The following is a 24,670-nucleotide window of genomic DNA, read 5'->3' as shown; positions in this document are numbered from 1 at the left end:
TGGCGTCGTCGCAGGTCAAAGCGGCCCTGAGGGATTCCAGGGGTGGCAGGGCACCGGACAGTGTCCACCGCCCTCGGGGAATTCGGTCAGGGCGGCCTCAGTAGGTCCCGCGTCCTTCCCATGCGGCAGGATGCTGGGGACAAAGTGGCGAGATCAGGAGGCATACACCGTGTCCGCGAACAGCTTCGGTGCCCGTGACACGTTGCGCGTCGGCGACGAGTCGTACGAGATCTTCCGGCTGGACACCGTCGAAGGTGCCGGCCGACTTCCCTACAGCCTGAAGGTGTTGCTGGAGAACCTCCTGCGCACCGAGGACGGCAAGAACGTCACCGCCGAGCACATCAGGGCCCTGGGTAACTGGGACCCCAAGGCGCAGCCCGATCAGGAGATCCAGTTCACCCCCGCGCGGGTGATCATGCAGGACTTCACCGGCGTCCCCTGTGTCGTCGACCTCGCCACCATGCGCGAGGCCGTCCGCGACCTCGGTGGCGACCCGGACAAGATCAACCCGCTCGCCCCCGCCGAACTGGTGATCGACCACTCCGTCGTGGTCGACCTCTTCGGTCGTCCCGACGCCTTCGAGCGCAACGTCGAGATCGAGTACGAGCGCAACTACGAGCGTTACAAGTTCCTGCGCTGGGGCCAGACCGCCTTCGACGAGTTCAAGGTCGTCCCGCCCGGCACCGGCATCGTGCACCAGGCCAACATCGAGCACCTGGCGCGCGTGACCATGTCCCGTGGGGGCCAGGCCTACCCCGACACCTGTGTCGGCACCGACTCGCACACCACCATGCAGAACGGCCTGGGCATCCTTGGCTGGGGCGTCGGTGGCATCGAGGCCGAGGCCGCCATGCTCGGCCAGCCGATCTCCATGCTCATCCCGCGCGTGGTCGGCTTCAAGCTGAACGGCGAGCTCCAGCCCGGCACCACCGCGACCGACCTGGTGCTCACCATCACCGAGAAGCTCCGTGAGCACGGTGTGGTCGGCAAGTTCGTCGAGTTCTACGGCGAGGGTGTCGCGGCCGTGCCGCTGGCCAACCGCGCCACCATCGGCAACATGAGCCCGGAGTTCGGTTCCACCGCCGCGATCTTCCCGATCGACGACGAGACCATCCGTTACATGCGCCTGACCGGCCGCTCCGAGGACCAGGTCGCCCTGACCGAGGCCTACGCCAAGGCCAACGGCTTCTGGCACGACCCGTCCCAGGAGCCGGAGTTCTCCGAGTACCTGGAGCTCGACCTCGCCGAGGTCGTCCCCTCCATCGCCGGCCCCAAGCGCCCGCAGGACCGCATCGCGCTGTCCGCCGCCAAGCGCACCTGGCGCCACGACGTCAGCGACTACGTCTCCGACGAGGCCGACCAGGCGGGCGAGGAGTCCTTCCCGGCCTCTGACGCCCCGGCCCAGGTCGCCAACGGTGACCGTCCGCACCGCCCGATCCCGGTCACCATGGCCGACGGCACCGAGACCGAGGTCGACCACGGCGCCGTCGTGATCGCCGCGATCACCTCCTGCACCAACACCTCCAACCCCTCGGTCATGCTCGGCGCCGCCCTGCTGGCCAAGAAGGCGGTGGAGAAGGGCCTGTCCCGCAAGCCGTGGGTCAAGACCTCCATGGCTCCGGGCTCCAAGGTCGTCACCGACTACTACGAGCGCTCCGGCCTGACCCCGTACCTGGACAAGCTGGGCTTCAACCTGGTCGGCTACGGCTGCACCACCTGCATCGGCAACTCGGGTCCGCTGCCCGAGGAGATCTCCAAGGCGGTCCAGGACAACGACCTCGCGGTCTCCGCGGTCCTGTCCGGCAACCGTAACTTCGAGGGCCGGATCAACCCGGACGTGAAGATGAACTACCTGGCCTCGCCGCCGCTGGTGGTCGCCTACGCGCTGGCCGGGTCGATGGACATCGACATCACCACCGAGCCCCTGGGCACGGACAAGGACGGCGAGCCGGTCTACCTGGCCGACATCTGGCCGACCGCCGAGGAGATCCAGGAGGTCATGGACTCCGCGATCGCCTCCGACATGTACGAGTCGGCGTACTCGGACGTGTTCGCCGGTGACGACCGCTGGCGCGAGCTGCCCACCCCGACCGGCAACATCTTCGAGTGGGAGGGTGAGTCGACCTACGTCCGCAAGCCCCCGTACTTCGACGGGATGGGTCAGGACCCCGAGCCGGTCACCGACATCTCCGGCGCGCGTGTCCTGGCCAAGCTGGGCGACTCGGTCACCACCGACCACATCTCCCCGGCCGGCGCCATCAAGCCGGGCACCCCGGCGGCCGAGTACCTCAAGTCCAACGGTGTGGAGCGTCGCGACTTCAACTCCTACGGTTCGCGTCGCGGCAACCACGAGGTGATGATCCGCGGTACGTTCGCCAACATCCGCCTGCGCAACCAGATCGCGCCGGGCACCGAGGGCGGCTACACCCGCGACTTCACCCAGTCCGGTGGCCCGGTGTCGTTCATCTACGACGCCGCGCAGAACTACGCGAAGCAGGACACTCCGCTGGTCGTCCTGGGCGGCAAGGAGTACGGTTCCGGTTCCTCGCGTGACTGGGCGGCCAAGGGCACCAGCCTGCTGGGCGTGCGCGCGGTCATCACCGAGTCCTACGAGCGCATCCACCGTTCCAACCTGATCGGCATGGGCGTCCTGCCGCTGCAGTTCCCGGAGGGGCAGTCCACCACCTCCCTCGGTCTGACCGGCGAGGAGACCTTCTCCATCACCGGTGTGACCGAGCTCAACGAGGGCCGCATCCCCGCCACGGTGAGGGTCACCACCGAGACCGGCGTCGAGTTCGACGCCGTGGTGCGGATCGACACCCCGGGTGAGGCCGACTACTACCGCAACGGCGGCATCCTGCAGTTCGTGCTGCGCCAGCTGATCGCGAAGTAGTCCCACCGAGCTCCGCTCCGTGCCCACAGGCACGACGCGCGGTTCACCGGGCCGCCACCGTTCACACGACGGTGGCGGCCCTTCTTCGTGTTCGGGTTCCGAACCCGGCCGGGACCGTCGGCGAACGGGTGCCCGTGTTTCGGCAGGTACGCGACGTCCGGATATGCTCACTTCGTGTCGGTTCCACTCGCGGAGTGGCCCCGACCACCCCTTGCCCCCGGCGCCCCACGTTCCCCAAGTCCCGAAGACCCCCGGCGGCGAGCCGAGACAGGAAGATCGGATGTATCCCCACCGCCTCAGCGCGTCCCGCCGCGCTTCGTGGTTCCTCTCGGTGCCCTTGCTGGCGATCCTCGTGTTGTCGGGGGCCTCATCGGCCCAGGCCGATTCCGAGCGGTCCGTCGAGGATCGAGTGGGGCCCGCCGAGTACTACGCGGGCCTGCTGACCGAGGAACCCGAGGGCGAGGCCGTCATCGTCGACGACTCGATCGCCGGTCTCTACGACCTGGACGAGTTGGAGACGGACCTGCACGAGGCGTTCGCCCCGCTGGACGTTCCGTACTACGTCGTGGCCGGCGCCCTGCCCGGACACTCCACCATGCCCCTGGACTTCCTGGCCGCGGTACAGGACCGGGTCGGTCGACCCGGCCTGTACGTCTACCTGCGACCCGGGTCGGCCGAGGTGACCGCGGTGTCCAGGGAGGTGGGTCTGCCCGTGGAGAGGGCCAACAGGGTGCTCCTGAACGAGGAGAACCTCGTCACCTACCTGCCCATCGACACCAGTGCCGAACTCTTCGCGCGGACCCTGGTCGCCCCCGACCTCGATGAGAGGTTCGAGGAAGGGTGGGGTTCGCCCTGGCAGCGACTCGGGCCGCTCTATTGGTGGGCGGAGTCGCACCTGCGCCCGCTGCGCATGGAGACCTACGACTCGCCGGAACGACTCGGTGAGGCCACAGCCCTCACGGTGGGGGTGACCATCACCCTGGCGCTGGCGTTCGGGGTGATGCGTTCGGGTCGCCGTCGACGGGCCGCCGAGGCCGGTCACACCGGTCGGCTCCGAGGCGACCGGGCCCTGATGGTGGGCATGGTCGTGGCCACCGCCACCGGCGTCGTGGTCGTGGCCGCGTCCCTGGTCCAGCTCGACCGGGGGACCCTGCCCGAGGACGTCGAGAAGGTGGCCCCCGTGCCGCCGGAGACGGCACCCTACGTGGTGGACACCGTTCGTCTGGAACGTGTCGCCGAGGCGCTGCGCGAGGACCCCATCTACGTGGATCCACAGGCGCAGGTGGACACCGAGGGACTGGACCGGATCGTCGAGCGAGGACTGCCCGAGAACGTTCCCGTCCACGTCGCGGTGATGCCGATGAACCCGCACGACGAGTCGGGCGGCGACGGGGAGGTCTTCGTCCACGCCCTGCACCACGTCATGGACGAGGACGGGTTCTACGTCGTCGTGTCCGGCGAGGCCGGGGTCTCGACCCGGGTGGAAACGGCCCGCTTCGGCGTGGACTACTCGGACGGCGAACGCGACTGGACACACCTGGAGGGGGTCACCGGATATCTCGACGGCTCCACCCCGGCCCAGGCCCTGGACGGCCTGTTGGGCGTGGTGGAGGAGGAGGTGGAACGCGCCCCGGGCCAGGCCTCGGAGGTGCCCTACACGGTGGAGTCTCGGGCCGACCCCAGACCGGAACCCTCACGGATCTCCCGGTTCTTCTCCGGTGACTTCCTCACGTCGTTGTTCCTGATCGGCCCGATCGTCGCCGGTGTGCTCCTGACGTTGGCCTGGTGCGCGAACCGTCTGGTGAACCGGGCGCGGGCCGTTCCCGGCCGCGCCCTGCGTCCGCGTGCCGACCGCGCGGTACGTCGGATGGCCAAGGCGCTCCAGACCGCCCCGGCAGCCCACCCCGGACGGGACAAGGCCCTGAGGGAGTCCGACATGGCCCTGACCGTCCTGGGTGCGCACCCGGACGAACTCGACCTCGTAGGGGTCACGGTGCTGGCCGACCGGGCCGTCCTTCGTCTCGACCCGGACCCGGAGACCGCGGCCCGGGCCGAGGAACCCGTGTGCGCGGTCAACCCCCTGCACGGGACCTCCATCCGTCAAGGGGCCGTGCGTGGGAAGGGGAGGAAGCGGAACGTGGTGCTGCCACAACCCCTCTGCCGGTCTTGTTCGACTCTGACGGAATCCCAGCGGCGGGCCCGTACCCTCCTGGTCGCCGGACCGGGCGGCGGCCGTGTCCCCTACCTGGAACTGGACCGGGAGTGGAACCGCGGTGGATACGGGACCAAGTACCGGCTCAACGTGGAAGACCTGCTGAAGGAGTCCGATGTCCACTGACCACCGAACGGTGAGGACCCGTCCTGTCGTGGTCGCCGCCGCGCTCTCGGCCGTGTTCCTCACGACCGCCTTCCCCGGGATCGCCACGGCCGATACCGAGACGGATACGGTGAGCCCGACCGAACGGGTCGTGGCCGAACTGGAGGAGTCCCCGGTCCACGTCGATCCCGCCTTCTCCTCCGCCCTGCCCGAGGAACGGGCGGACGCGCTGGAGGAGCAGATCGAGGGTTCGGACGTGCCGCTTCGGGTGCTGGCCGTGCCGCTGATCGAGGGCGGCGACTGGTCCGGTCAGGCCGACCAGATGGTCGCGGCGGTGCACGACAGGATCGGCGGCGAGGCGCACTACCTGGTGATGGACGGCAGGAGCGTCTCGGGCCACGACTTCGGTACGGGAAACGACGAGTCGGGTTCGCGGGCCTTCTACTCCGCTCTCACCGTCTCCTACGAATTCGAGTACGACTCCCCGGCCGTGGACAAGTTGGAACGGTCGGTGGAGATCGCCTTGTCCGAGGACCCGAAGGCGCTCTACGACGAGGCGGTGGAGTCCCAGGAGAGGGGACCGATCGACTGGTTCTACTCCCTCGGCCCGTGGGGGTACTCGTTGGTCACGATCCTGCCCTGGGTCGTCGCCGTACTCGCCCTGGTCGGACTCGGGTTCGGGGTGCACCGGTGGCGCAGGCCCCGCGCCGTGCCCACCGTGCCCCAGCACGCCGCCTTCGACAACGCCAACCTGGCCCGTCGGGGCGAGCTGGTGCGCAAGGCCGAACGCGAACTCGTGGAGCTCGGCGAACGCGTGGGTTCGGCCCGAACCTCGCCCGACGACTCCGGGGCGACCGAGGCGCTGGGCCGGGCCCTGGACGCGCACGCGGCGGCCCGGAACGTCTTCGACGGGCTTCCCGACGAGGGAGCGATGGAGGACATCGCCGGCGTTCTCGTGCTGTTGGACATGGCGGAGGACCACATGGCCCGAGCCGTGCTCCCCGCCCAGAAGCGGGGTTCGGCGCGTACGCGTTCGCACTGTTACGCGAACCCGCTGCACGGGACCGACGTCAAGGTGACGCGTTGGCGTGAGTTCGGTGGGTCCGCGGACATCCGGGTGCCCTTGTGCGCCGTGTGCGCCAAGGCCGTCCGGGACCGGGTCCGACCCACGGTGATGGCCGCCCGGTACCAAGGGCGGGAGGTGCCCTACTACGAGGTGCCCGCCGAGGAGAGCGTGTGGGCGGCCACCGGTTACGGGGCGTTGCGCGACGACCTCGTCGAGCGGGTCCTTCGGGGAGATCACCGGCGCTGACCAGGGGAGATCGTCTCGGTCGTGGGGGGCCGGGTTAATATCGGAGCATGCCTGTATCCCCACGGGTCCTTCGGTCCCCCTCCCGCGTCTCCCGGATCCCGGCCCTGCTCGTGGGGGCGCTGTTCCTCCTGTTCGCGTCGTCGCCCGCCGCGATGGCCGAACCCGCACCCGATTCCGCCGCGGCGTACGAGAACCCGCCCACCATGGCCGAGCACTACGCCGGGCTGCTGTCCGAGCAGCCCGAGGGCGCGGCCGTGGTGGTGGACGACGCGGTGGGCGGGGCGACCCCGCACGAGGAATTGGCCGAGGAACTGCACGCGGCCTTCGAACCCCTCGGGGCGCCCTACCACGTGGTGGTCTCCCCGTTCGTCGGTGCCGGTACGCCCGGCGGCATGGACGAGATCATGCCGGCCGTGCACGATCGGCTCGGTGCCGACGGTGTGTACGTACTCCTGCCTCCCAAGGGTCTGCCCACCGAGCTCCAGGTGTACGGGGTGGATCTCTCGGTGCGGGGAGCCACCGACGCCCTGCGTGACGCCGAGCTGTACATCGCCCCGGTGGGGGACGTGGCGCCGGTTCTGGCGGCCGGGTTGGCCGGCGAGGAACCGCCGGCGGTCGACCTGGAGCGGCGGCCCGAGGGGTTCCTCGGAGAGGTCGATCCGAACGGCTTCAACGGTCCCGCCAACCTCGGCCTGCTGGTGGGTACGGTCGGAGCGGCCGTGGTGATCGTCGGGGGCTGGGCGGCCTGGTATTGGGTGCGTCAGGACCGGCGCGTGCTCCCCGTGGTCGCCGTCGTGGCGGCGCTGGCCGTCTCCGGGACGACGGTGGCGGTCGGCTACGTGTACACGATGAGCGCGCCCGTCGGTGGCGCGGAGGTCGCCGATCCCGAGGATCTGGTGCGCCTGGAGGCCCCCTACGTGACCGACCCCGGACGGGCCGAGCGCCTGGCCGCGGAGCTGGCCGAGGACCCCCTGTACGTCGATCCGTTGTCCTCGCTGTCCCGCGAGGGGCTGGCGGAGGTACGCGAGACGCTCACCGACTCCTCCGTTCCCGTCTACGCGGCCGTGGTGCCCCTGGCTACCGACGACGAGGTCGAGGGCGAGGCCGAGGTCTTGGCCGCGGCCCTGGCGTCGGTGGCCGAGGAGGACGGTGTCTACGTGGTCATCGGACCCGGGATCGAGGAACCCGTCGTCGGAGCCGCCCCGAGCGGACTGGAGATCGATGCGTTCGGTTTGTGGTCGCCCCTGAGCCGTGTCGAGGAACCGACCCCGGCGGCGGCCCTGGAACGGACGGTAGCCGACCTGGCGGAGCTTGAGTTCACGCCCGGCGACGGTTTCACGCCGCTCTTCGCCGACGACGAGCCGAACCTGCCCGAGCCCCGTGGTGAGCGCTTCTGGGGCGGAGAGGGCTTCCTTCCCGGGGCGCTGTTCCTGGGGCCGTTGCTCGCGGCCCTGGTGATCGGGCTGACCTACCTGGGTGCCTTCTTCCGAGAGCGGTATCGCGGCGGTGGCCTGGTGACCGTCGTGGGGACCGGTCGGCTGCGCCGCCTGGCGGTCAAGGAGGCGGGTCGGGTGCGCGGGCTGCTCGACCGTGACCCGGAGGGCATCCCGCCCCGGTACATGCCGCAGGCGGAGGCGGTGCTGATGCTCGTCGACCGGGACCTGGAGGTACTGGACCTATTGGGCGTCGTGGTGCTCGCCCGCCGGGTCCTGGCCGTGGCCGAGGACCCGGACGCGGCCACCGATCCCTGCGCGGTCAACCCGCTGCACCCGTTCTCCGGGAAGAGACGCCGCACCCGGGTCGCCGGAGGGAACGCCCACCTGTGCGAGGGCTGTGGCGTGCTCGATGAGAACCAGCGCGCCATCAGACTGTTGAAGCTACGCATCGAGAGCTCGGCGCACTCCTACCGGAAGGCGCCGGAGAACGCCTGGATCCGGTACTCGTTCGGCGCCAAGAGGCCTGAACGGATGATCGAAGAACTCCTTGAGGTGAATCGTGTCCACTGAACCGCGTACCCGGGACCGGAGCCCGTGGGCAGCGCTGCGGGCATTGGTTCCCGTCCTGACGCTGGCCCTTTCCGTGGCCTTCGCGCCCGCGGCCTTGGCCGACCCCGCCGAGGGGACCGGCCCCACAGAGGGGACCGACCCGGGCGAGGTGACCCCCGCGCAGGCCATCGCCGAGAGCCTGACGGAGTCGCCCGTCCACGTCGACCCCGCCTACGAGGACGCCTTCTCCACCGAAGCGCGCGAACGCGTCGCCGAACGGATCGCGGGCAGCGACCTCGACCTGTACGTCATCGTCGTCCCCCTCGTAGAGGGCGGCACCTGGAACGGCGAGAGCGAGGCCATGGCCTCGGCGGTGCACGACCGCCTGGGCGAAGGCGAGCGGCACTACCTGGTCTACAACAGTTCGGGCGATCTGGAAGGCCACGACCTGGGCACCGCCCCCGACGACTGGAGCCGGCCCGCCTTCTACGGGGCGCTCGCCGCGAGATACGAGACGATGATCGGCCAGAGCCTCATCCCCACCGAGGTGGAGGCCGCGATCGAGGCGGCCCTGTCGGATGACCCCGAGGCCGCGTACGAGGCCGCGATGGACGCCTACCACGAGGAGAGCGGCACGGGCGGCTTCACCAACCCCGTATCGACCATGGATCCGGCCCTCCGGGACCTGGGCGTGGTCGTCCTGGTGGGGCTGGTCGGGGTCGGACTCTGCCTGTTCTACGTCCGTACACGGCGGCGATCGGCCGTGCCCGTCGCACAGCACGCCGCGTTCGACAACGCCGACCGTGCTCGCCTGGAGTCCGTCGTCGAGAGCGGCGCGCACGACCTCATCGAACTGGGTGAGCGACTCCAGGCCGCCGACCTGATCGACGCACAGAACCTGTCCCGTGCCCTGGACGCCCGGGACGCCGCCGCCCGGGTCCACGACCGCATGGTCGCCGAAGGTCCCACCCTGCCCGACGCGGTGGGCGTACTCGTCCTGCTGGACCTGGCCGAGGACGCCCTGGTGGGGCGGCGCACCCCGCGCCGGCCGTGCTACGCCAACCCTCTGCACGGAACCGGCACCAAAACCACCCAGTGGCGCGAATTCGGCGGTTCCCGTACGATCCGGGTGCCCCTGTGCGCAGAGTGCGCCCGCGCCGTGCGCGGCCGTGTCCGACCCACGGTGCTGCCCGCTCATCACGACGGGGTGGAGATCCCCTACTTCGAGGTGCCGGCGCAGGAGAGCGTGTGGGCGGCCACCGGCTACGGCACCCTCCGGGACGACCTGGTGGAACGGGTCCTGCGCGGCGACCACGCCGGGCGACGGTAACGTCCCGACATCGATTCGGGCCCGGAGGGGAACCCGAGCGGGGCCTGGACGGTCCCACCCCTGTGACACCCTGTCGGGGGAAGGCCCCGCGGGGCCTGTGGGAGACACGACGAGCAAGAGACGGGGCAGGCTGTGGACGACCTCCGGAGCCAGGACGCGCACCAAAGCGTGATCGGTGGTTACCGGCTGCTGAGGTCCCTGGGGCGTGGTGGATTCGGTGAGGTGTTCCTTGGTGAGACCGCGGACGGTTCTCGTGCTGCGGTCAAGTTGTTGCACGTCGGCTGGGCCGGTGACCAGGACATGCGGCGGCGTTTCGCCGCGGAGGTGGAGCAGGCGCGCCGGGTGAGCGAGTTCTGCGTGGCGCGGATCCTGGACGCCGACCTGGAGGCCGAGCGGCCCTGGATCGCCTCGGAGTTCATCGACGGGCCGACGCTGCAGGACGCCGTGCAGGATGAGGGCCCGCGCTCGGGCAGCGAACTGCACCGGTTGGCGGTGTCCACGGCCACGGCGCTCGCGGCGATCCACTCCGCCGGTGTGGTGCACCGTGACCTCAAGCCCGACAACATCATGCTCGCGGCGGACGGCCCGCGGGTGATCGACTTCGGTATCGCCCGTGCGGTGGAGGCCACCTCGGTGACCGCCAGCGGAGTGGTCGGCACCATCGGCTACATGGCGCCCGAACAGTTGGAGGGCGCCCGCCTGACCGCCGCCGTCGACGTGTTCTCCTGGGCCGCGGTGATGGTGTTCGCCGCCACCGGCCGGGAGGCGTTCCCGGCACCCACCCAGGCCTCACGCATCGCGCGCATCCTCGGCGGGGCACCGGACCTGGACGGAGTGGCGCGTCCCCTCGTGGACGTCCTCGCCGACTGTCTGAACAAGGACGCCGACGCCCGCCCGGACGCCCCCGAGCTGTTGCGGCGGCTGATCGCCGGTCCGACCGGCGCAACCCCGTCCCCCGCCGCCCGACCGGTGCCCCCGGAACCCGTCGAGGGGCTGGACGCCACCACGGTCACACCCACGCCGGACGCGATGACCCGCGTCGGTGTGGACCGGACCCGGGTGGCCGAGCATTCACCCACCGGCATCGCGCCGGTCGATCCCACCGGAGTGGCCCGAGTCGACCCCACCCGGGTCGCGCGGGTCGACTCCACGCGGGTCGCCGGTACGGACTCCGCCGGCACGGCCGGCACCCACCCGGCGGGTTCGGCCGTCTCCGCCGCGCACGCCCAGGGAGCGATCACCTCCTCCCGGAACCCGAGCGCCCCCCTCCGGGCCCCGTCAACACCACCACCCTCGGGTTTCGCCCCGCCGTACCACTTCTCCGGTGCCCGCTTCCAGGACGTGGGCACCCTGGCCGAGGCCATGCAACGTGACTGGGCCGCCGCGGTCCGGGTCTTCAACGACCCCGCCGAACGCTCCGTCCTGGGCGCCTGGATCATGGACGACCTGGGCGACACCACGATCGACCGGTCCCTGTTCCGCCGCCAGGTGGGCGACGCGAACCTGGCCGTGGCCTCCTTCGTCTCCCAGCTGCGCCCCGACCTGCCCCCGGTCTTCCGTGGGCGTGCCGCCGCCATGAGCGACCTGCGTTCCCTGTTCGCCGACCCGCGCCCCCTGCTCACGGGTGCCCCGCAGGCCAACGAGATGGTTCTGCTGGCCCGCCCCGAGCTGCTGCGGATCCTCGACGCGCACCGCGGTCCCGAACCCGGGGCCCACCGCGATCTGGCCGAGAACCTGGACCGGGCCGAACGCGTCGGCAACTCACTGTGCGCCCGCCTGGCCCAGGAACTCGATGGCTGGCGCTCGACCAGGGTCACCGTCAACCCGGCGCTGGTCATGGCCTTCATGCTCAACCCCGACCGGATGACCCCGCCCGGTGACGGCCGCGACGGCGCGGTGGCGGACTGGGTGGACATCCTGTGGCGGTCCGTGATCGGCGCCGAGCTTCCCGACTCCGCCGGATACGCCGCCGCCGTCCACGCCGCCATGCCCACCGTCCACGCGCTGGCACGTCAGCGCCGCTACTGGGAGGGCCGCTACTCGGAGGTCTCCGCGACGCACGAGGCCCTGGAGGACAAGGTGACGTTCCAGCGGCGGATGCACGGGGCCGCCCAGGCGTGCAAGTACGGGATCGTGGCCCTGCCGGTCGGTTTCGTACTCGGGTTGGCCGACGGGGGAGGGTTCGCCGAGTTCCTGTTCGGGCTCGGTGTGCTCGCCCTGGTGGGCGCCCTCGGTGTGAACCTCACCAACCGGGTGATGTGCGGTGGTGCCGCCCGCCGGGCCCAACGGGTCATGGAACTCCAGCACTCACGTCAACAACTGCCCCAGTTGACCACCGGGGTGGGCCGGATCCGCTCCGACCTGGAACGGGCCCGGCAGATCACCTCGGGCTGACCCGATCGTGTAAGCCACACGTACCGTAACGAACGATCCAAGAGAGGCTGCTTCGTGAGCGAGGCCACGGAGAAGGTCGACCCCGAACATACGGTCGGCCGATACCGGCTGGTCAGACGGCTGGGCAGAGGCGGATTCGGTGAGGTCTTCCTCGGTGAGGCGCAGGACGGGACCCGTGCGGCGGTCAAACTGCTGCACGCGACCTGGTCCGGTGACCAGGAGATGCGGCGGCGCTTCGCGGCGGAGGTGGAGCAGGCGCGCAGCGTCGGTGGCTCCTACGTCGCCGAGATCCTCGACGCCGCCCCCGACGCGGACCGACCCTGGATCGCCACCGAGTACATCGACGGCCCCACCCTGCAACGGGCGGTCTTCGAGGACGGCCCCCGCACCGGTACCGACATGCACCGGTTGGCGGTGTCCACGGCCACGGCGCTCGCGGAGATCCACTCCGCGGGTGTGGTGCACCGGGACCTGAAACCGGACAACATCATGCTGGGGTCGGACGGCCCCCGGGTGATCGACTTCGGTATCGCGCGGGCCATCGAGGCCACGTCGGTGACCGCCAGCGGCATCGTCGGGACGGTCGGGTACATGGCCCCCGAACAGCTGGAGGGCACGCGCATCGGTACCTCGGTGGACGTGTTCTCCTGGGCCGCGGTGATGGTGTTCGCCGGCACCGGAAAGGACGCGTTCCCGGGGCCCAGCCAGGCCGCCCGCATCGCCCGGGTCCTGGGCGGGAAGCCCGACACCGGTGACCTGTCCGGGCCGCTGCTGGAGACCATCCTGGCCTGCCTGGCCAAGAGACCCGGGGACCGTCCCGACGCGCGGACCCTGCTGCGGCACCTGGTGGAGGGCACTTCCCCCGGTCGGACCACTCCGGCGAAGGGGCGGTCCGAGGACACCCCGGCCCCGCCCGTCGCCCACACGGCCGGTACACACGTGACCCCCTATCACTTCGCCGGTGCCCGCTTCACGAACGTGGAGGACCTGGCCGCCGCCTTTCAACGACAGTGGCCGGACGCACTGCGGCTCTTCGCCGACCGCGGGGAGTTCGAGGCCCTGGGCTCCTGGATGATGCGGGACCTGGGCGACACCAAGGTCGATCGTGCCCTGTTCCGCAGGGAGACGCGCGACGTCAACCTCGCCCTGGCCACCTTCATCGCGGAGGCGAACCCGGCGCTGCCGCCCCGCTTCCGTGACCACGACGCGTCCATCGCCGGACTGTCCGGGCTCTTCCACGACCCTCGACCCCTGGCCACCGGCGACCCGGTCGACAACGAACTCCTCCTGCTCGCCCGCCCCGAAGTGCTGCGGATCATGGCACGGCACGAGGGAGAGGACTCCGCCCGGCTGAGCTCGCTGGCCGAGGAGCTGGCCCGGGCCGAACGGGCGGGTACGGGCATCCTTCGCGAACTCACCGAGAACCTCACCGGCTGGGGAAGTCTTCGCTCCCAGGTCGATCCCGCGCTGGCCCTGGTCTTCCTGCTGCACCCCACGGCGCTGGCCGCCCCGGACCCCGGGTCGAGCCCCTGGGCCCGCGAGTGGTTCGGGATCCTCTGGATCCGGGTGATGGCGAGCACGGGCGCGGAGCGTGCCGGGGTGGGAGCCGCCGTCCATGGCTCCTCCAGCACGGTGGCGACCCTGGCCGCCGAACGGCACCGCTGGGAGAACGGACTCTCCACGCACCGGGCCGCGTCCCCGGAGGAGGACGGCCGCAAGGCGGCTCGTTGGGGCATGCTGTGGATCGTGTCGTTGGCGCTGACCTTCTCCCTGGTCTCCTGTGTGTCGGGGGCCGTCGCGAACGTGGGACCCGCCATCGCCCTCGGGACCCTGGCGTTCGGAGCGTTCGTGCTGCTGCTGGCGGGTTGGGCGATCACGGAGTTCCGCTCCCACTCACAAGGCCAGGACCTGGAGAAGCGGAACTCGTCCGCGCGAGAGCACTACGACCGGGGCCTGCGGATGATGGACCAGGACCTGGCGCGGGCGCGACGGATCTGTTCGGGACCTCCCGCGCGGCGCTGATCCGGACCCGACGTTCGATCCGGCCGCACGCGGATCAGGGGTTGTCCACCACCAGGTCCGCGCGTTCGCGCGGATGGTCGCGGGAGTACAGCGACTCCTCCTGACGGGCCCACAGAGCACGGAAGGGCGCGTACAGGTCGGCGTCCTCGCGTGCGTCCAACCGTGCCCGGCGCAGACGGTCGGGGGCGGCCACCCACACCAGGACGTCGATCGAGTCGCGCACGACGCCCGCTCCGGACCCGCACCCCTCCACCAACAAGGTCCCGCCGTCGTCGAGCCCCTCGGGCAGGGACCGCCACCGCTCCTCGAAGACGCCGCGTTCCCAGTCGTAGCGCCGCCACGCGGCCGACCGCCCTTCGGCGAGGGGCTCCAGTACCCAGGTGCGCAGCAGTTCGGGGGCCTGTTCGAGCCCCTCCCAACCCGGATAGAGGTCCTCCATCGTCAGTGTCGCCACCGGTTCGCCGATCGCGGCCAGCTCGCGCCGTACACGCTCGGCCACCGTGCTCTTCCCCGAACCCGAGTGCCCCTCCACCGACACGACGCGCACCCGCCGTCCCCGTCGTGGCGCCGCGGAGATCCTTCGCGCCACCCGAGCCGCCCAGCCCGCCTCGCCCGTTCCCACCCGAACCATCATTCCGATCCCGAACTCCCCACGCCTGCGGGTGACCAGGCGTCCCCGCCCGTCTTTAAGGCTTGTAACATTCCATCGAGCATCAGTGCCGAGCACAGTCGACCACAAAAGGGGTACGCGGTGACCGAGGCCGACACGACCCCCGGGTCGCAGTCAGCGCTGCGTCAGGCCAACGAGCGCCGTGTGGTCGAGGTTCTGCGACGTGACGGGACCCGAACCCAGGCCGAACTGGCACGTGCCACCGGGTTGTCCGCGGCGAGCGTCTCCAACATCGTGCGCGGACTGCGCTCGGCGGGCGCGGTCTCGGTGAGCAATACCTCCTCGAACGGTCGCCGCGCGCGTGCGGTCACGCTTTTGCGCCCACCGGGAACGGTGGTCGCCCTCGCCTTCACGGTCGACCGGATCTCCGTCGCGGTGGGGGACAGCGACGGCAACCCCTTGGCCGGCGAACAGATCGAGTACGACGTGCCGGCCGATCCCGAGCGCGCGGTGCGCCGGGCCGCCTGGCTGGCCGAGACCACCCTGCTCCGTGCCCGGATCGATCCGGGTCGGATCGGGGCGGTCGTGGCCTCGGTGCCCGCGCCCATCGATCCGCGCACCGGAGTGGTCGGGGACATCTCCTGCGTGCCCCGTTGGGCCGGGTTCCGGCCCGGTCCGGCCCTGTCGGAACGGCTGGGTTCGCCCGTACTGGTGGAGAACGACGCCAACCTCGCGGTGACGGCCGAGCGCGCCTCGGGCGTGGCCCAAGGCGTCGACCACGTGATCCAACTGGTACTCGACGTGGGGGTCGGCGCGGGCATCGTCATGTCGGGGCGGCTCTTCCGAGGAGCCGGCGGAACCGCGGGCGAGGTCGGGCACATCGGCCTGGACCAGCGGGGGCCGGTGTGTCGTTGCGGCAACCGCGGCTGTCTGGAGACCTTCGTCGGGACCGAGTACCTGATGCACATGCTGCCGCGTGACTCCTTCCGCGGACCGAGCCCCGGAACGGCCGTTCTGACGGATGTGGTCGGTGCCGCGTTGGAGGGCGACCCGGGCAGCCGCCGGGTGATCGCCGAGGCCGGGACGGCCCTGGGACAGGGAACGGCGATCATCGCGAACCTGTTCAACCCGGAGATGATCGTGGTCGGCGGGGAGCTGGCGGCGGCCGGCGACCTCCTGCTCGATCCGATGCGCAGGGCGATGGAGCTGGGCACGCTGGGCAGCGCGCTGTCCGACCTTCGGGTGGTGGCCAGTACCCAAGGCGCCGACGCGGCGCTACGTGGCGCCCTGATCACGGCCTCTCACTCCCTGTCGTGAACCCAAGGGCACCCGTCATCGTGAACTGAACGGTTCGGTCGGGTTCCTGATCGGCGTTAACAGATGATCACATACCCTCAAAGCGGCATTGACCTGCCCATATATTGCCTTCATGTGGTGAACCTAATGTCCGTGACGTATCGGTTATGTGTTCACTAGTTGACGGCAAGGCCTACGCGGGGTTCTACTTCACACCAGCACTCGCGAGTTCCCACCCCGTACAGGCATCCTTGAGAGGTAACGCGTCGTGAACACACAACGCCTCCACCCCCGACGCGCGGTCGCCCTATGGCTGACCGCGGCCGGCGCAGCCCTGGCCCTGCTCACCTCGGCCTGCGGTTCGCTCACCACCGATGGTTCCGAGACCGAGGTGGAGGAGCAGACCTTGGAGGAGGGCTTCCACGTCGGACTCCTCCTGCCCGAGCTGCAGACCGCCCGATACGAGGCCTTCGACCGGCCCTACTTCGAGGAAGCGCTCGGAGAGCTCTGCCCCAACTGCGAGTTCTCCTACGCCAACGCCGACCAGGACGTCGACGAGCAGCAGACGCAGGCCCAGGCGATGCTGACCGACGGTGTCGACGTGCTCGTCCTCGGCGCCGTCGACTCCGAGGCCGCCGCGGGCACCGTCAACGAGGCCCAGTCCCAGGGCGTGCCGGTCGTGGCCTACGACCGTCTGGCCCAGGGCGGCGCCGACATGTACGTCTCCTTCGACAACGTCCGGGTCGGCCAGGTCCAGGCCGAGGCGCTGATCGGCGCCCTGGAGGAGGAGGGCACCGCCGGCGACGGTTCCATCGTCATGATCAACGGCTCGCCCAGCGACCCCAACGCGGGCGACTTCAAGGCCGGCGCCCACGAGATCTTCGAGGGCCAGGTCGAGATCGGTCAGGAGTTCGACACCCCCGACTGGTCGCCGGACGAGGCCAACAGCCAGATGGAGGGCGCCATCACCTCCCTGGGACTGGACGAGATCGTGGGCGTGTACTCCGCCAACGACGGCATGGCCGCGGGCATCGTCTCCGCGCTGCGCAGCGCCGGAGTCTCGGTGGAGGACCTGCCCCCGGTCACCGGTCAGGACGCCGAACTGCACGGCATCCAGCGCATCATCTCCGGTGAGCAGTACATGACCGTCTACAAGGCCATCCGGCCCGAGGCCGAGCTCGCCGCCGCCATGGCCGTCTCCCTGGCCACCGGCGAGGAGCTCGAATCGGGCGAGCACGTGGTCACCGACGTCGAGGACGCCGACGGCGAGATGGTCCCGTCGGTCTTGCTGGAGCCCGTCGCGGTCACTGAGGAGAACATCGGCGACACGGTCGTCTCCGATGGCTTCTACAGCATCGAGGAGATCTGCACCTCCGACTACGAGGACACCGATTTCTGCCAGGAAGCCCTCTAAGGACCGGGTAACCCGGGCCGGCCCCGGCCCGTGCCGTCGGGGCCGGTCCCTCGGGGGACGCCCCGGCGGGGAGGCGCGACCTCCCCGCCGGGACGAGAGAAGAGACGAAAAAGCATGAGCACACCCATCCTGGAACTGTCCGGGATCTCCAAGACCTTCGGGGCCGTACGCGCCCTCAGCGAGGTCGACTTCCAAGTCGACGCCGGAGAGGTCGTCGCCCTGCTCGGCGACAACGGCGCGGGCAAGTCCACATTGGTCAAGGTCATCGCGGGCGCGCACCCCGCGGACAGCGGCGGCGTCATCTCCTGGGACGGTGCGCCGGTCGGCATCGGAACCCCGGCCGACGCCCAGCGCCTGGGCATCGCCACCATCTACCAGGACCTCGCCCTGTGCGACAACCTCGACATCGTCGGGAACCTGTTCCTGGGCAACGAGCGACTGCACTTCCCCGGCACCCTCGACGAGGTCGAGATGGAGCGCCGCGCGGTGGAGCTCCTCGACTCCCTGTCGGTGAGCATCCCGAGCCTGCGGGTCCCCGTCGCGGCCCTGTCCGGTGGTCAGCGACAGATCATCGCCATCGCCCGCTCCCTGCTGGGGCAGCCCCGCGTGGTCATGTTGGACGAACCGACCGCCGCCCTGGGCGTGGCCCAGACCGCGCAGGTGCTCGACCTCATCGAGCGGTTGCGCGACCAGGGCCTGGGCGTGGTCCTGATCAGCCACAACATGGCCGACGTCCGCGCTGTCGCCGACCGCGCGGTGGTCCTGCGCCTGGGGCGCAACGCCGGGGACTTCCCCATCGCGGACACCTCCTACGAGGAGATCGTGGCCGCCATCACGGGCGCCTCGGACAATCCGGTGTCCCGCCGTTCCACCCGCACCGGCTCATCGGCCACGGCCACGAAGGACAAGGAATGAGCCAGCAGACTCATGAAACGGAAGGCGTCGAGGTGAGCGAGGAGAACACCGCGGCCCGACGCGACCCTCGCCTGCTGGCCACGGTGGCCTCGCCCCGCGGGTGGTGGGACGCGGTCAAGCGCAGTCTCAAAGGAGGCGAGCTCGGGCCCGTCCCGGTCGTCGTCGGCCTCATCCTGATCGGCATCGTCTTCCAGTCGATGAACGACCGGTTCCTGTCGCCGCAGAACCTGTCGAACCTGACCGTCCAGATCGCCGCGGTGGGTCTCATGACCACCGGTGTGATCATGGTGCTGTTGCTGGGCGAGATCGACCTGTCGATCGGTTCGGTCGCGGGTCTGTCCGCCGGTGTCCTGGCGGTCCTGGCGGTCCGCCACGGTGTCTCGGAGTGGGTCGCGATCGGAGTGGCCGTGGGCATCGGCCTGCTGGTCGGTCTGCTCCACGGTTTCGTCTTCGCGAAGATGGGCGTTCCCGCCTTCGTCGTCACCCTCGCCGGCCTGTTGGGCTGGCAGGGGCTGCACCTGAACCTCATGGGCAGCGACGGCAGCATCAACACCAGCGCCACCGGTCCCATCGCGATGCTGACCCAGACCTACTTCGTTCCGGTCGTGGGTTGGTTCCTGGTCATCGTGGCCCTGCTCGCCTACCTGGTGTCCGTTCTGGCGGCCGAGCGTCGTCGTGGGCAGGCGGGCCTGCCCTACAAGCCGCTCGCAGAGGTGCTCTTCCGCGCCGCCCTGCTGGCCGTGCCGCTCGTGGGCGGCGTGTGGATCCTCAACCAGTACAAGGGTGTGCCGCTGGCCTTCCTGATCTTCGTGGGCTTCGTGGTCGTCCTCGACCTGGTCCTGCGCAAGACCCGTTACGGGCGCATGGTCTACGCCGTGGGCGGTAACTCCGAGGCGGCCCGGCGCGCCGGCATCAGGGTCGACTTCATCCGGATCACGGTGTTCGGCATCGCCTCGACGCTCGCGGCCATCGGAGGCATCATGCTCGTCTCCCGTAACTTCGCGGCGAGCGTTTCCACCGGTGGTGGCGCGGAGCTCATGATGGCCATCGCCGCGGCCGTCATCGGTGGCACCAGCCTCTTCGGTGGCCGTGGCAACGCCTACTCGGCGCTGCTGGGCGGCCTGGTCCTCGGCGCGATCACCTCGGGCCTGCTCTTGTTGCAGATGGACACCTCCGTGCGGTTCATGATCACCGCCGCGGTGTTGCTGATCGCGGTCATCCTCGACGCCGTCTCCCGCCGTGGGCGCAAGACCCACGCCCGGGGCGGCGGCTGAGGGACCACCTCGGGGCGACGCTCTCGCGTCGCCCGCAAGACCTCTCCCGGAGGATGAGAAGGACCGGTTCACCCCGGACCGTCCTTCCAGGCCCGGGCCGGCCACACTCCCACCGGCCCGGGCCTTCGTCGTGTCCGCCGGCGGAAGGGGTGGTCGGGAAGGGGGGCGGTGTGAACTGCGTCCCTTTCCCGGGCGAGGGGGATCGGGGCGTTCAACGCGCGCGGCGGCCGTCGTGCCCGACACCGAGTTCGGGGCGCCGAACTTCGTGGTGAACACCGGATGAACCCCTGTGGTCGCTCTGACCTGTGGCGATGCGGAGGCGCGTGCCGGATGAGCGGTTCCGCGGCCACATGCCCGCCATGGCCCGCCCGGGGGATCCATTGGTCCCACCGCGATAGGGGAGAAGGTCCCATGCCCTGGGGCGCCGTGGTGGCCGACGCGAGCGCTGCTAGCTTCCATCGGTGAAGCCACCTGCCGTTGCGGGGACGTCGCCCACCATGACGACGTGCCCCGCCCGGTCGTGCCCGAGACCCGGGCTTGGAGACCACCCTGCCCCGTGACCTCTCCGGCGCGCGGGTGTGAAGGAGAAAGATGCGCAAGATCCTCGTCGTCGGTGCCGGACAGTCCGGGCTCCAGTTGGCCATCGGCCTGCTCTCGGAGGACTACGACGTGACCCTGGTGGACCCCCGGAGCCCCGACCAGATCAGGGCGGGTCGTGTGATGTCCACACAGTGTCTCTTCGGGCCGGCGCTGCGCCGTGAACGCCGCCACGGACTCGCCTTCTGGGACGACGAGGCGCCCGAGGTGACCGGTGTCGGAGTGCGGGTGGCGGAGCGGCGGGGCGGTCCCGTCCCGGAGGTGGACTGGGTCGGACGCTTGGACGAACCCGCCCGATCGGTCGATCAGCGGATCAAACTCGCATCCTGGCTGGAACTGTTCGTCCAGGGCGGCGGCCGGTTCCTGCGCCACCGCGTGAGCCGGGAGGAGCTGGAGGCGCTCGGCGCCGAGTACGACCTCGTGGTGGTCGCCGCGGGTCGGGGCGAGCTCGCCGAGATCTTTCCCCGCGACACACGACGCTTCCACTTCAAGGGACCCCAGCGGCGGCTGGCGCTGGCCTACGTGAGCGGGGGCGAGGAACACCCGGGCGGGGGAGTCCTCTCGCGCACCGTGGTCCCCGGCGCTGGTGAGGCCTTCACCCTGCCCACCCTGTCGCTGAACGGCCCCTGTCACGCGGTGATGGTGGAGGCGGTGCCCGGTGGACCACTCGATCGCCCCCTGGCCGAGGGCGCCACCGGAGACGACGTGCTCGCCGGCCTGCTGGACGTGCTGCGCCGTTACGCGCCCTGGGAGTACGAACGCTTCTCCCGTGCTCACCTGGCCGACCCCATGGCCGCCCTGTACGGCGGCTACGCTCCGGTGGTCCGCGACCCCGTCGCCCGAACGCCGGGCGGGGCGCTCGTGTGGGGCATGGCCGACTCCGTGGTCGCCAACGATCCCATCACCGCCCAGGGGGCCAACATGGCGTCGCTGTGCGCCGACGTGTACCGGCGCGCCATCGTCGACCACGGAGGCCGCCCCTTCGACGAGGCGTTCATGCGCGGGGCCTTCGGCACCTACTGGCACAGCGCCCGCCAGGTCACCGCCTGGAGTCGGGTGATGTTGTCCGGGCCGCCCCACGTGTGGGAGCTGTACCGTTTGGCCGAGCGGCACCAACCCACGGCCGACCGGTTCGCCAACTCCTTCAGTGACCCCACCGGGCTCATCGACTGGTTCCTGCACCCCGAACGGGCGCTGGAGTACGTGGACGGGGTCCGGCGCGGCACCGATCTTTCGTCCCATCTTCCTACCACGTGATCCCGATCGGGTGAGGGGAGATATAGCTTCGCCTCCTAATGCTCGATGAACTCCTCACACCCACCACCCACGCACTGTTCGGCCAGGTCGACGCGTGGGTCTTCCTCCTCCTGGCGGCGGCCGCGGTCATGGTCGGGGCCGCCGTCCAGAGCATGGTCGGACTCGGTCTCGGCCTGGTCGCCGCCCCCGTCATCTCCTTCCTCGACCCCACGCTCATGCCGGGGGCCCTCCTGATCAGCGCGAGCGTCCTTCCGGTGCTCACCCTCCTCCAGGAGTGGCGTCAGGTGGACTGGCGCGGCATGGCGTGGGGGCTCCCGGCCCGTGTTCCGGGCACCCTGGTGGCCGTATGGGTCGTGGCCCTGCTCGAACCCCGGGCCCTGGCCGCGTTCGTCGGGGTGATGGTCCTGGTGGCCGTCGCGCTGACCGTGCGTTCCTTCAAGGTCCGTGTCACCCCGCTCTCGTTGGTGGTCGCGGGAACGCTCTCGGGCTTCTCCAGCACCACCACCTCCGTGGGCGGCCCACCGATGGCGTTGGTCTACCAGAACGAACCGCCGGAGAGGGTCCGCGCCACCCTGGCCGTGTTCTTCCTGTTCGGCGGACTGTTCTCCCTGGGAGCCCTGGCGGTGGGCGGGCAGATCGACGCCCGGACCACGGTCGTCGGCTTGTCCGTGATCCCCTTCATCGCCCTCGGGTTCCTCATCGGGAACCGGCTGCGCCGCCGGGTGAACCCGGCCCGGACGCGCACCGTCCTACTCATAGTGGTGTCCATCTCCGCCGTGGGCCTTCTCGTGCAGGCCGCGCTCGGATAGCCTCGGCACGCGTGGCCCCGATCTCGGCGCCCCCGCTCCGGCGTCCCGGGGCGAAGGTGGTGGCGAAACCGAGTAATCTACGCCGCAACCGGTGTGAGGGCGGAGCCCATCGTGACGCGTCACGAAAGGACGCCATCGTGTTTGCCACGGGTGGCGTCGGATCCCTGACTTCGGGGGTTCCGGGCGGAACCCATGGACGATGGCCCATAAACTCGGGTATGTATACCTGCCGGTAGCCAAGGCCGTCCCAAGTCAGGGGACGCTTCTGGCAAACGTAAGCGGACACGCGGGACGAGGGGACTGACGAGACAGTGACACTGTTCGAGTCGATACAGAATCCGGAAGCGCTCAAGAGGCTTTCGGCCGATCAGCTCCCTGTGCTGGCCCGGGAGATCCGGGAGTTCCTGATCCGGTCGTGCGCCGAGACCGGCGGACACCTGGGCCCCAGCCTGGGCGTCGTCGAGTTGAGCATCGCACTGCACAGGGTTTTCGAATCACCCGATGACCCGATCCTCTTCGACACCGGCCACCAGGCCTACGCGCACAAGGTCCTCACCGGCCGGCACGACTTCAGCGACCTCAAGTCCGAGGGCGGACTGTCGGGCTACCCGTCCCGGGCCGAGTCCGAGCACGACTTCATCGAGAACTCCCACGCCTCCACCTCCCTGTCCTACGCCGACGGCATGGCCAAGGCCAACGAGGTCCGGGGCCGCACCGACCGGACCGTCGTCGCCGTCATCGGTGACGGCGCGCTCACCGGCGGAATGTCCTGGGAGGCCCTCAACAACATCGCGGAGAAGAAGAACCGCCGCCTGGTCATCGTCGTCAACGACAACGGCCGCTCCTACTCGCCCACCACGGGCGGTATCGCCGACCACCTGGCCTCGCTGCGCATGACCCCCGGCTACGAGCAGGCCCTCGACCTCGCCAAGAGCACCCTCAACCGCACTCCGGTGGTCGGCCAGCCCATCTACGAGGCCCTCCACGGTCTCAAGAAGGGCCTCAAGGACACCATCCAGCCACAGATGATGTTCGAGGACCTGGGTCTGAAGTACCTCGGCCCCATCGACGGTCACGACGAACAGGCCCTGGAGAAGGCGCTGCGCCGCGCCCGCGACTTCGGCGGACCGGTGATCGTCCACGTCCTCACCCAGAAGGGCAAGGGATACGCCCCGGCCGAGAACCACGTCGAGGACCAGTTCCACGCCCCCGGGCCCTTCGACATCGACACCGGCAAGTCCAAACCCGGACCCAAGGTGGAGAAGTGGACCGGTGTCTTCGCCGAGACCATGGTCGAACTGGGCGCCGAACGTGAGGACATCGTCGGCATCACCGCCGCGATGCTCCACCCCACCGGCCTCAACAAGTTCGCCGACGCCTACCCCGACCGCGTCTTCGACGTCGGCATCGCCGAACAGCACGCCGCCACCGCCGCCACCGGCATGGCGATGAACGGGCTGCACCCGGTGGTCGCCGTCTACGCGACCTTCCTCAACCGCTGCTTCGACCAGGTCCTGATGGACGCCGCCCTGCACCGCCAGGGCGTCACCTTCTGCCTGGACCGCGCCGGCGTCACCGGCAATGACGGCGCCAGCCACAACGGCATGTGGGACATGTCGATCCTCCAGGTCGTGCCCGGGCTGCGTCTGGCCGCTCCGCGCGACGCCACCCGTCTGCGCACCCTGCTGCGCGAGGCCGTGGCCGTGGAGGACGCGCCCACCGTCGTGCGCTACCCCAAGGGCGCCGTCGCCGAGGAACTGCCCGAGATCGGCAAGGTCGGTTCCATGGACCTGCTGCGCCGCGCCACCGACAGCGGTCACACCAAGGACCTGCTCATCGTGGGCGTGGGCACCATGGCCCAGGTCGCCTGTGAGGTCGCCGACCGCATGGCCGACCAGGGCATCGGCGTCACCGTCGTCGACCCGCTCTGGGTCAAGCCTCTGGACGAGGCCCTGGTGGCCGAGGCCGCCGCGCACTCCGTCGTCGCCGTCGTGGAGGACAACGGCCGCACCGGTGCCGTGGGCGACGCCGTGGCCCGCCTGCTGCGCGACCACGAGGTGGACGTGCCCGTGCGCACCTTCGGCATCGAGCAGGAGTTCCTGGACCACGCCAAGCGCGACCGGATCCTCCAGCAGCAGGGCCTGACCCCGCAGGAACTGTCCCGCAAACTCACCGAGACGGTCTCCCGTCGCGGCGAGGGGGCCGGGGCCGCTCGCGAACTGGCCGACGAAACCGCCTGACCTCG

The 24,670-nt window shown here is 70.2% G+C and carries 15 protein-coding genes; 14 read left to right on the top strand and 1 reads right to left on the bottom strand.

Annotated elements, in window-relative coordinates; genetic code table 11:
- Positions 1–169: 169 nt before the first annotated feature.
- The 7 genes from acnA to ACWGSK_RS14580 all read left to right on the top strand — a co-directional run bounded on the left by acnA (position 170) and on the right by ACWGSK_RS14580 (position 14,253).
- Complete coding sequence (gene acnA / locus ACWGSK_RS14610; protein WP_358505599.1) at positions 170–2,893, top strand: aconitate hydratase AcnA; 2,724 nt, start codon at positions 170–172, stop codon at positions 2,891–2,893.
- 280 nt (positions 2,894–3,173) lie between these two features.
- The gene (locus tag ACWGSK_RS14605; protein ID WP_358505602.1) at positions 3,174–5,231 is read left to right on the top strand and encodes a hypothetical protein; all 2,058 of its coding nucleotides are present in this window, start codon (positions 3,174–3,176) and stop codon (positions 5,229–5,231) included.
- Positions 5,221–6,522, top strand: coding sequence for a hypothetical protein (locus tag ACWGSK_RS14600; protein ID WP_358505603.1), 1,302 nt, complete (start codon positions 5,221–5,223; stop codon positions 6,520–6,522). The genes ACWGSK_RS14605 and ACWGSK_RS14600 overlap by 11 nt, the downstream gene beginning before the upstream one ends.
- Positions 6,523–6,569: 47 nt before the next feature.
- Positions 6,570–8,528 (top strand): hypothetical protein, encoded by a 1,959-nt coding sequence (locus ACWGSK_RS14595; RefSeq protein ID WP_452456013.1) that lies wholly within the window; start codon positions 6,570–6,572, stop codon positions 8,526–8,528.
- Positions 8,518–9,837: a hypothetical protein gene (locus ACWGSK_RS14590; protein ID WP_452456012.1), complete on the top strand. Its 1,320-nt coding sequence runs from the start codon at positions 8,518–8,520 to the stop codon at positions 9,835–9,837. The genes ACWGSK_RS14595 and ACWGSK_RS14590 overlap by 11 nt, the downstream gene beginning before the upstream one ends.
- Before the next feature lie 132 nt (positions 9,838–9,969).
- A complete protein-coding gene (locus ACWGSK_RS14585; protein WP_452456011.1) occupies positions 9,970–12,231 on the top strand; it encodes a protein kinase domain-containing protein in 2,262 nt (753 codons plus the stop codon).
- Positions 12,232–12,285: 54 nt separating this feature from the next.
- Entirely contained in the window at positions 12,286–14,253 is a 1,968-nt protein-coding gene (locus ACWGSK_RS14580; RefSeq protein ID WP_452456010.1) for a serine/threonine-protein kinase, read from the top strand.
- 34 nt (positions 14,254–14,287) lie between these two features.
- Here ACWGSK_RS14580 and ACWGSK_RS14575 read toward each other — a convergent pair whose 3' ends face one another.
- On the bottom strand, positions 14,288–14,884 hold the full coding sequence (locus ACWGSK_RS14575) for a uridine kinase family protein (RefSeq protein WP_358505809.1): 597 nt from the start codon (positions 14,882–14,884) through the stop codon (positions 14,288–14,290).
- A gap of 120 nt (positions 14,885–15,004) precedes the next feature.
- On the opposite strand from ACWGSK_RS14575, the gene ACWGSK_RS14570 reads away from it, so the two are divergent.
- The 7 genes from ACWGSK_RS14570 (at position 15,005) to dxs (ending at position 24,665) form a co-directional block, all read left to right on the top strand.
- Entirely contained in the window at positions 15,005–16,180 is a 1,176-nt protein-coding gene (locus tag ACWGSK_RS14570; RefSeq protein WP_358505613.1) for an ROK family transcriptional regulator, read from the top strand.
- Positions 16,181–16,427: 247 nt separating this feature from the next.
- Positions 16,428–17,573 carry an ABC transporter substrate-binding protein gene (locus tag ACWGSK_RS14565; protein ID WP_358505615.1) on the top strand — a complete coding sequence of 382 codons (1,146 nt, stop codon included), beginning with the start codon at positions 16,428–16,430 and terminating at the stop codon, positions 17,571–17,573.
- 114 nt (positions 17,574–17,687) lie between these two features.
- Positions 17,688–18,488, top strand: coding sequence for an ATP-binding cassette domain-containing protein (locus ACWGSK_RS14560; RefSeq protein WP_358505617.1), 801 nt, complete (start codon positions 17,688–17,690; stop codon positions 18,486–18,488).
- The gene (locus ACWGSK_RS14555; protein ID WP_358505619.1) at positions 18,485–19,762 is read left to right on the top strand and encodes a sugar ABC transporter permease; all 1,278 of its coding nucleotides are present in this window, start codon (positions 18,485–18,487) and stop codon (positions 19,760–19,762) included. The genes ACWGSK_RS14560 and ACWGSK_RS14555 overlap by 4 nt, the downstream gene beginning before the upstream one ends.
- Positions 19,763–20,353: 591 nt before the next feature.
- On the top strand, positions 20,354–21,616 hold the full coding sequence (locus ACWGSK_RS14550) for a styrene monooxygenase/indole monooxygenase family protein (RefSeq protein WP_358505621.1): 1,263 nt from the start codon (positions 20,354–20,356) through the stop codon (positions 21,614–21,616).
- 38 nt (positions 21,617–21,654) lie between these two features.
- Entirely contained in the window at positions 21,655–22,425 is a 771-nt protein-coding gene (locus ACWGSK_RS14545; RefSeq protein WP_358505623.1) for a sulfite exporter TauE/SafE family protein, read from the top strand.
- A 311-nt stretch (positions 22,426–22,736) separates the two neighbouring features.
- Positions 22,737–24,665 carry a 1-deoxy-D-xylulose-5-phosphate synthase gene (dxs, locus tag ACWGSK_RS14540; RefSeq protein ID WP_358505626.1) on the top strand — a complete coding sequence of 643 codons (1,929 nt, stop codon included), beginning with the start codon at positions 22,737–22,739 and terminating at the stop codon, positions 24,663–24,665.
- Positions 24,666–24,670 lie beyond the last annotated feature (5 nt).

The organism is Nocardiopsis sp. NPDC055551 (assembly GCF_053619415.1).
The sequence above is the reverse complement of the archived record's forward strand: the minus strand, read 5'-3'. Positions and strand labels throughout refer to the sequence as shown.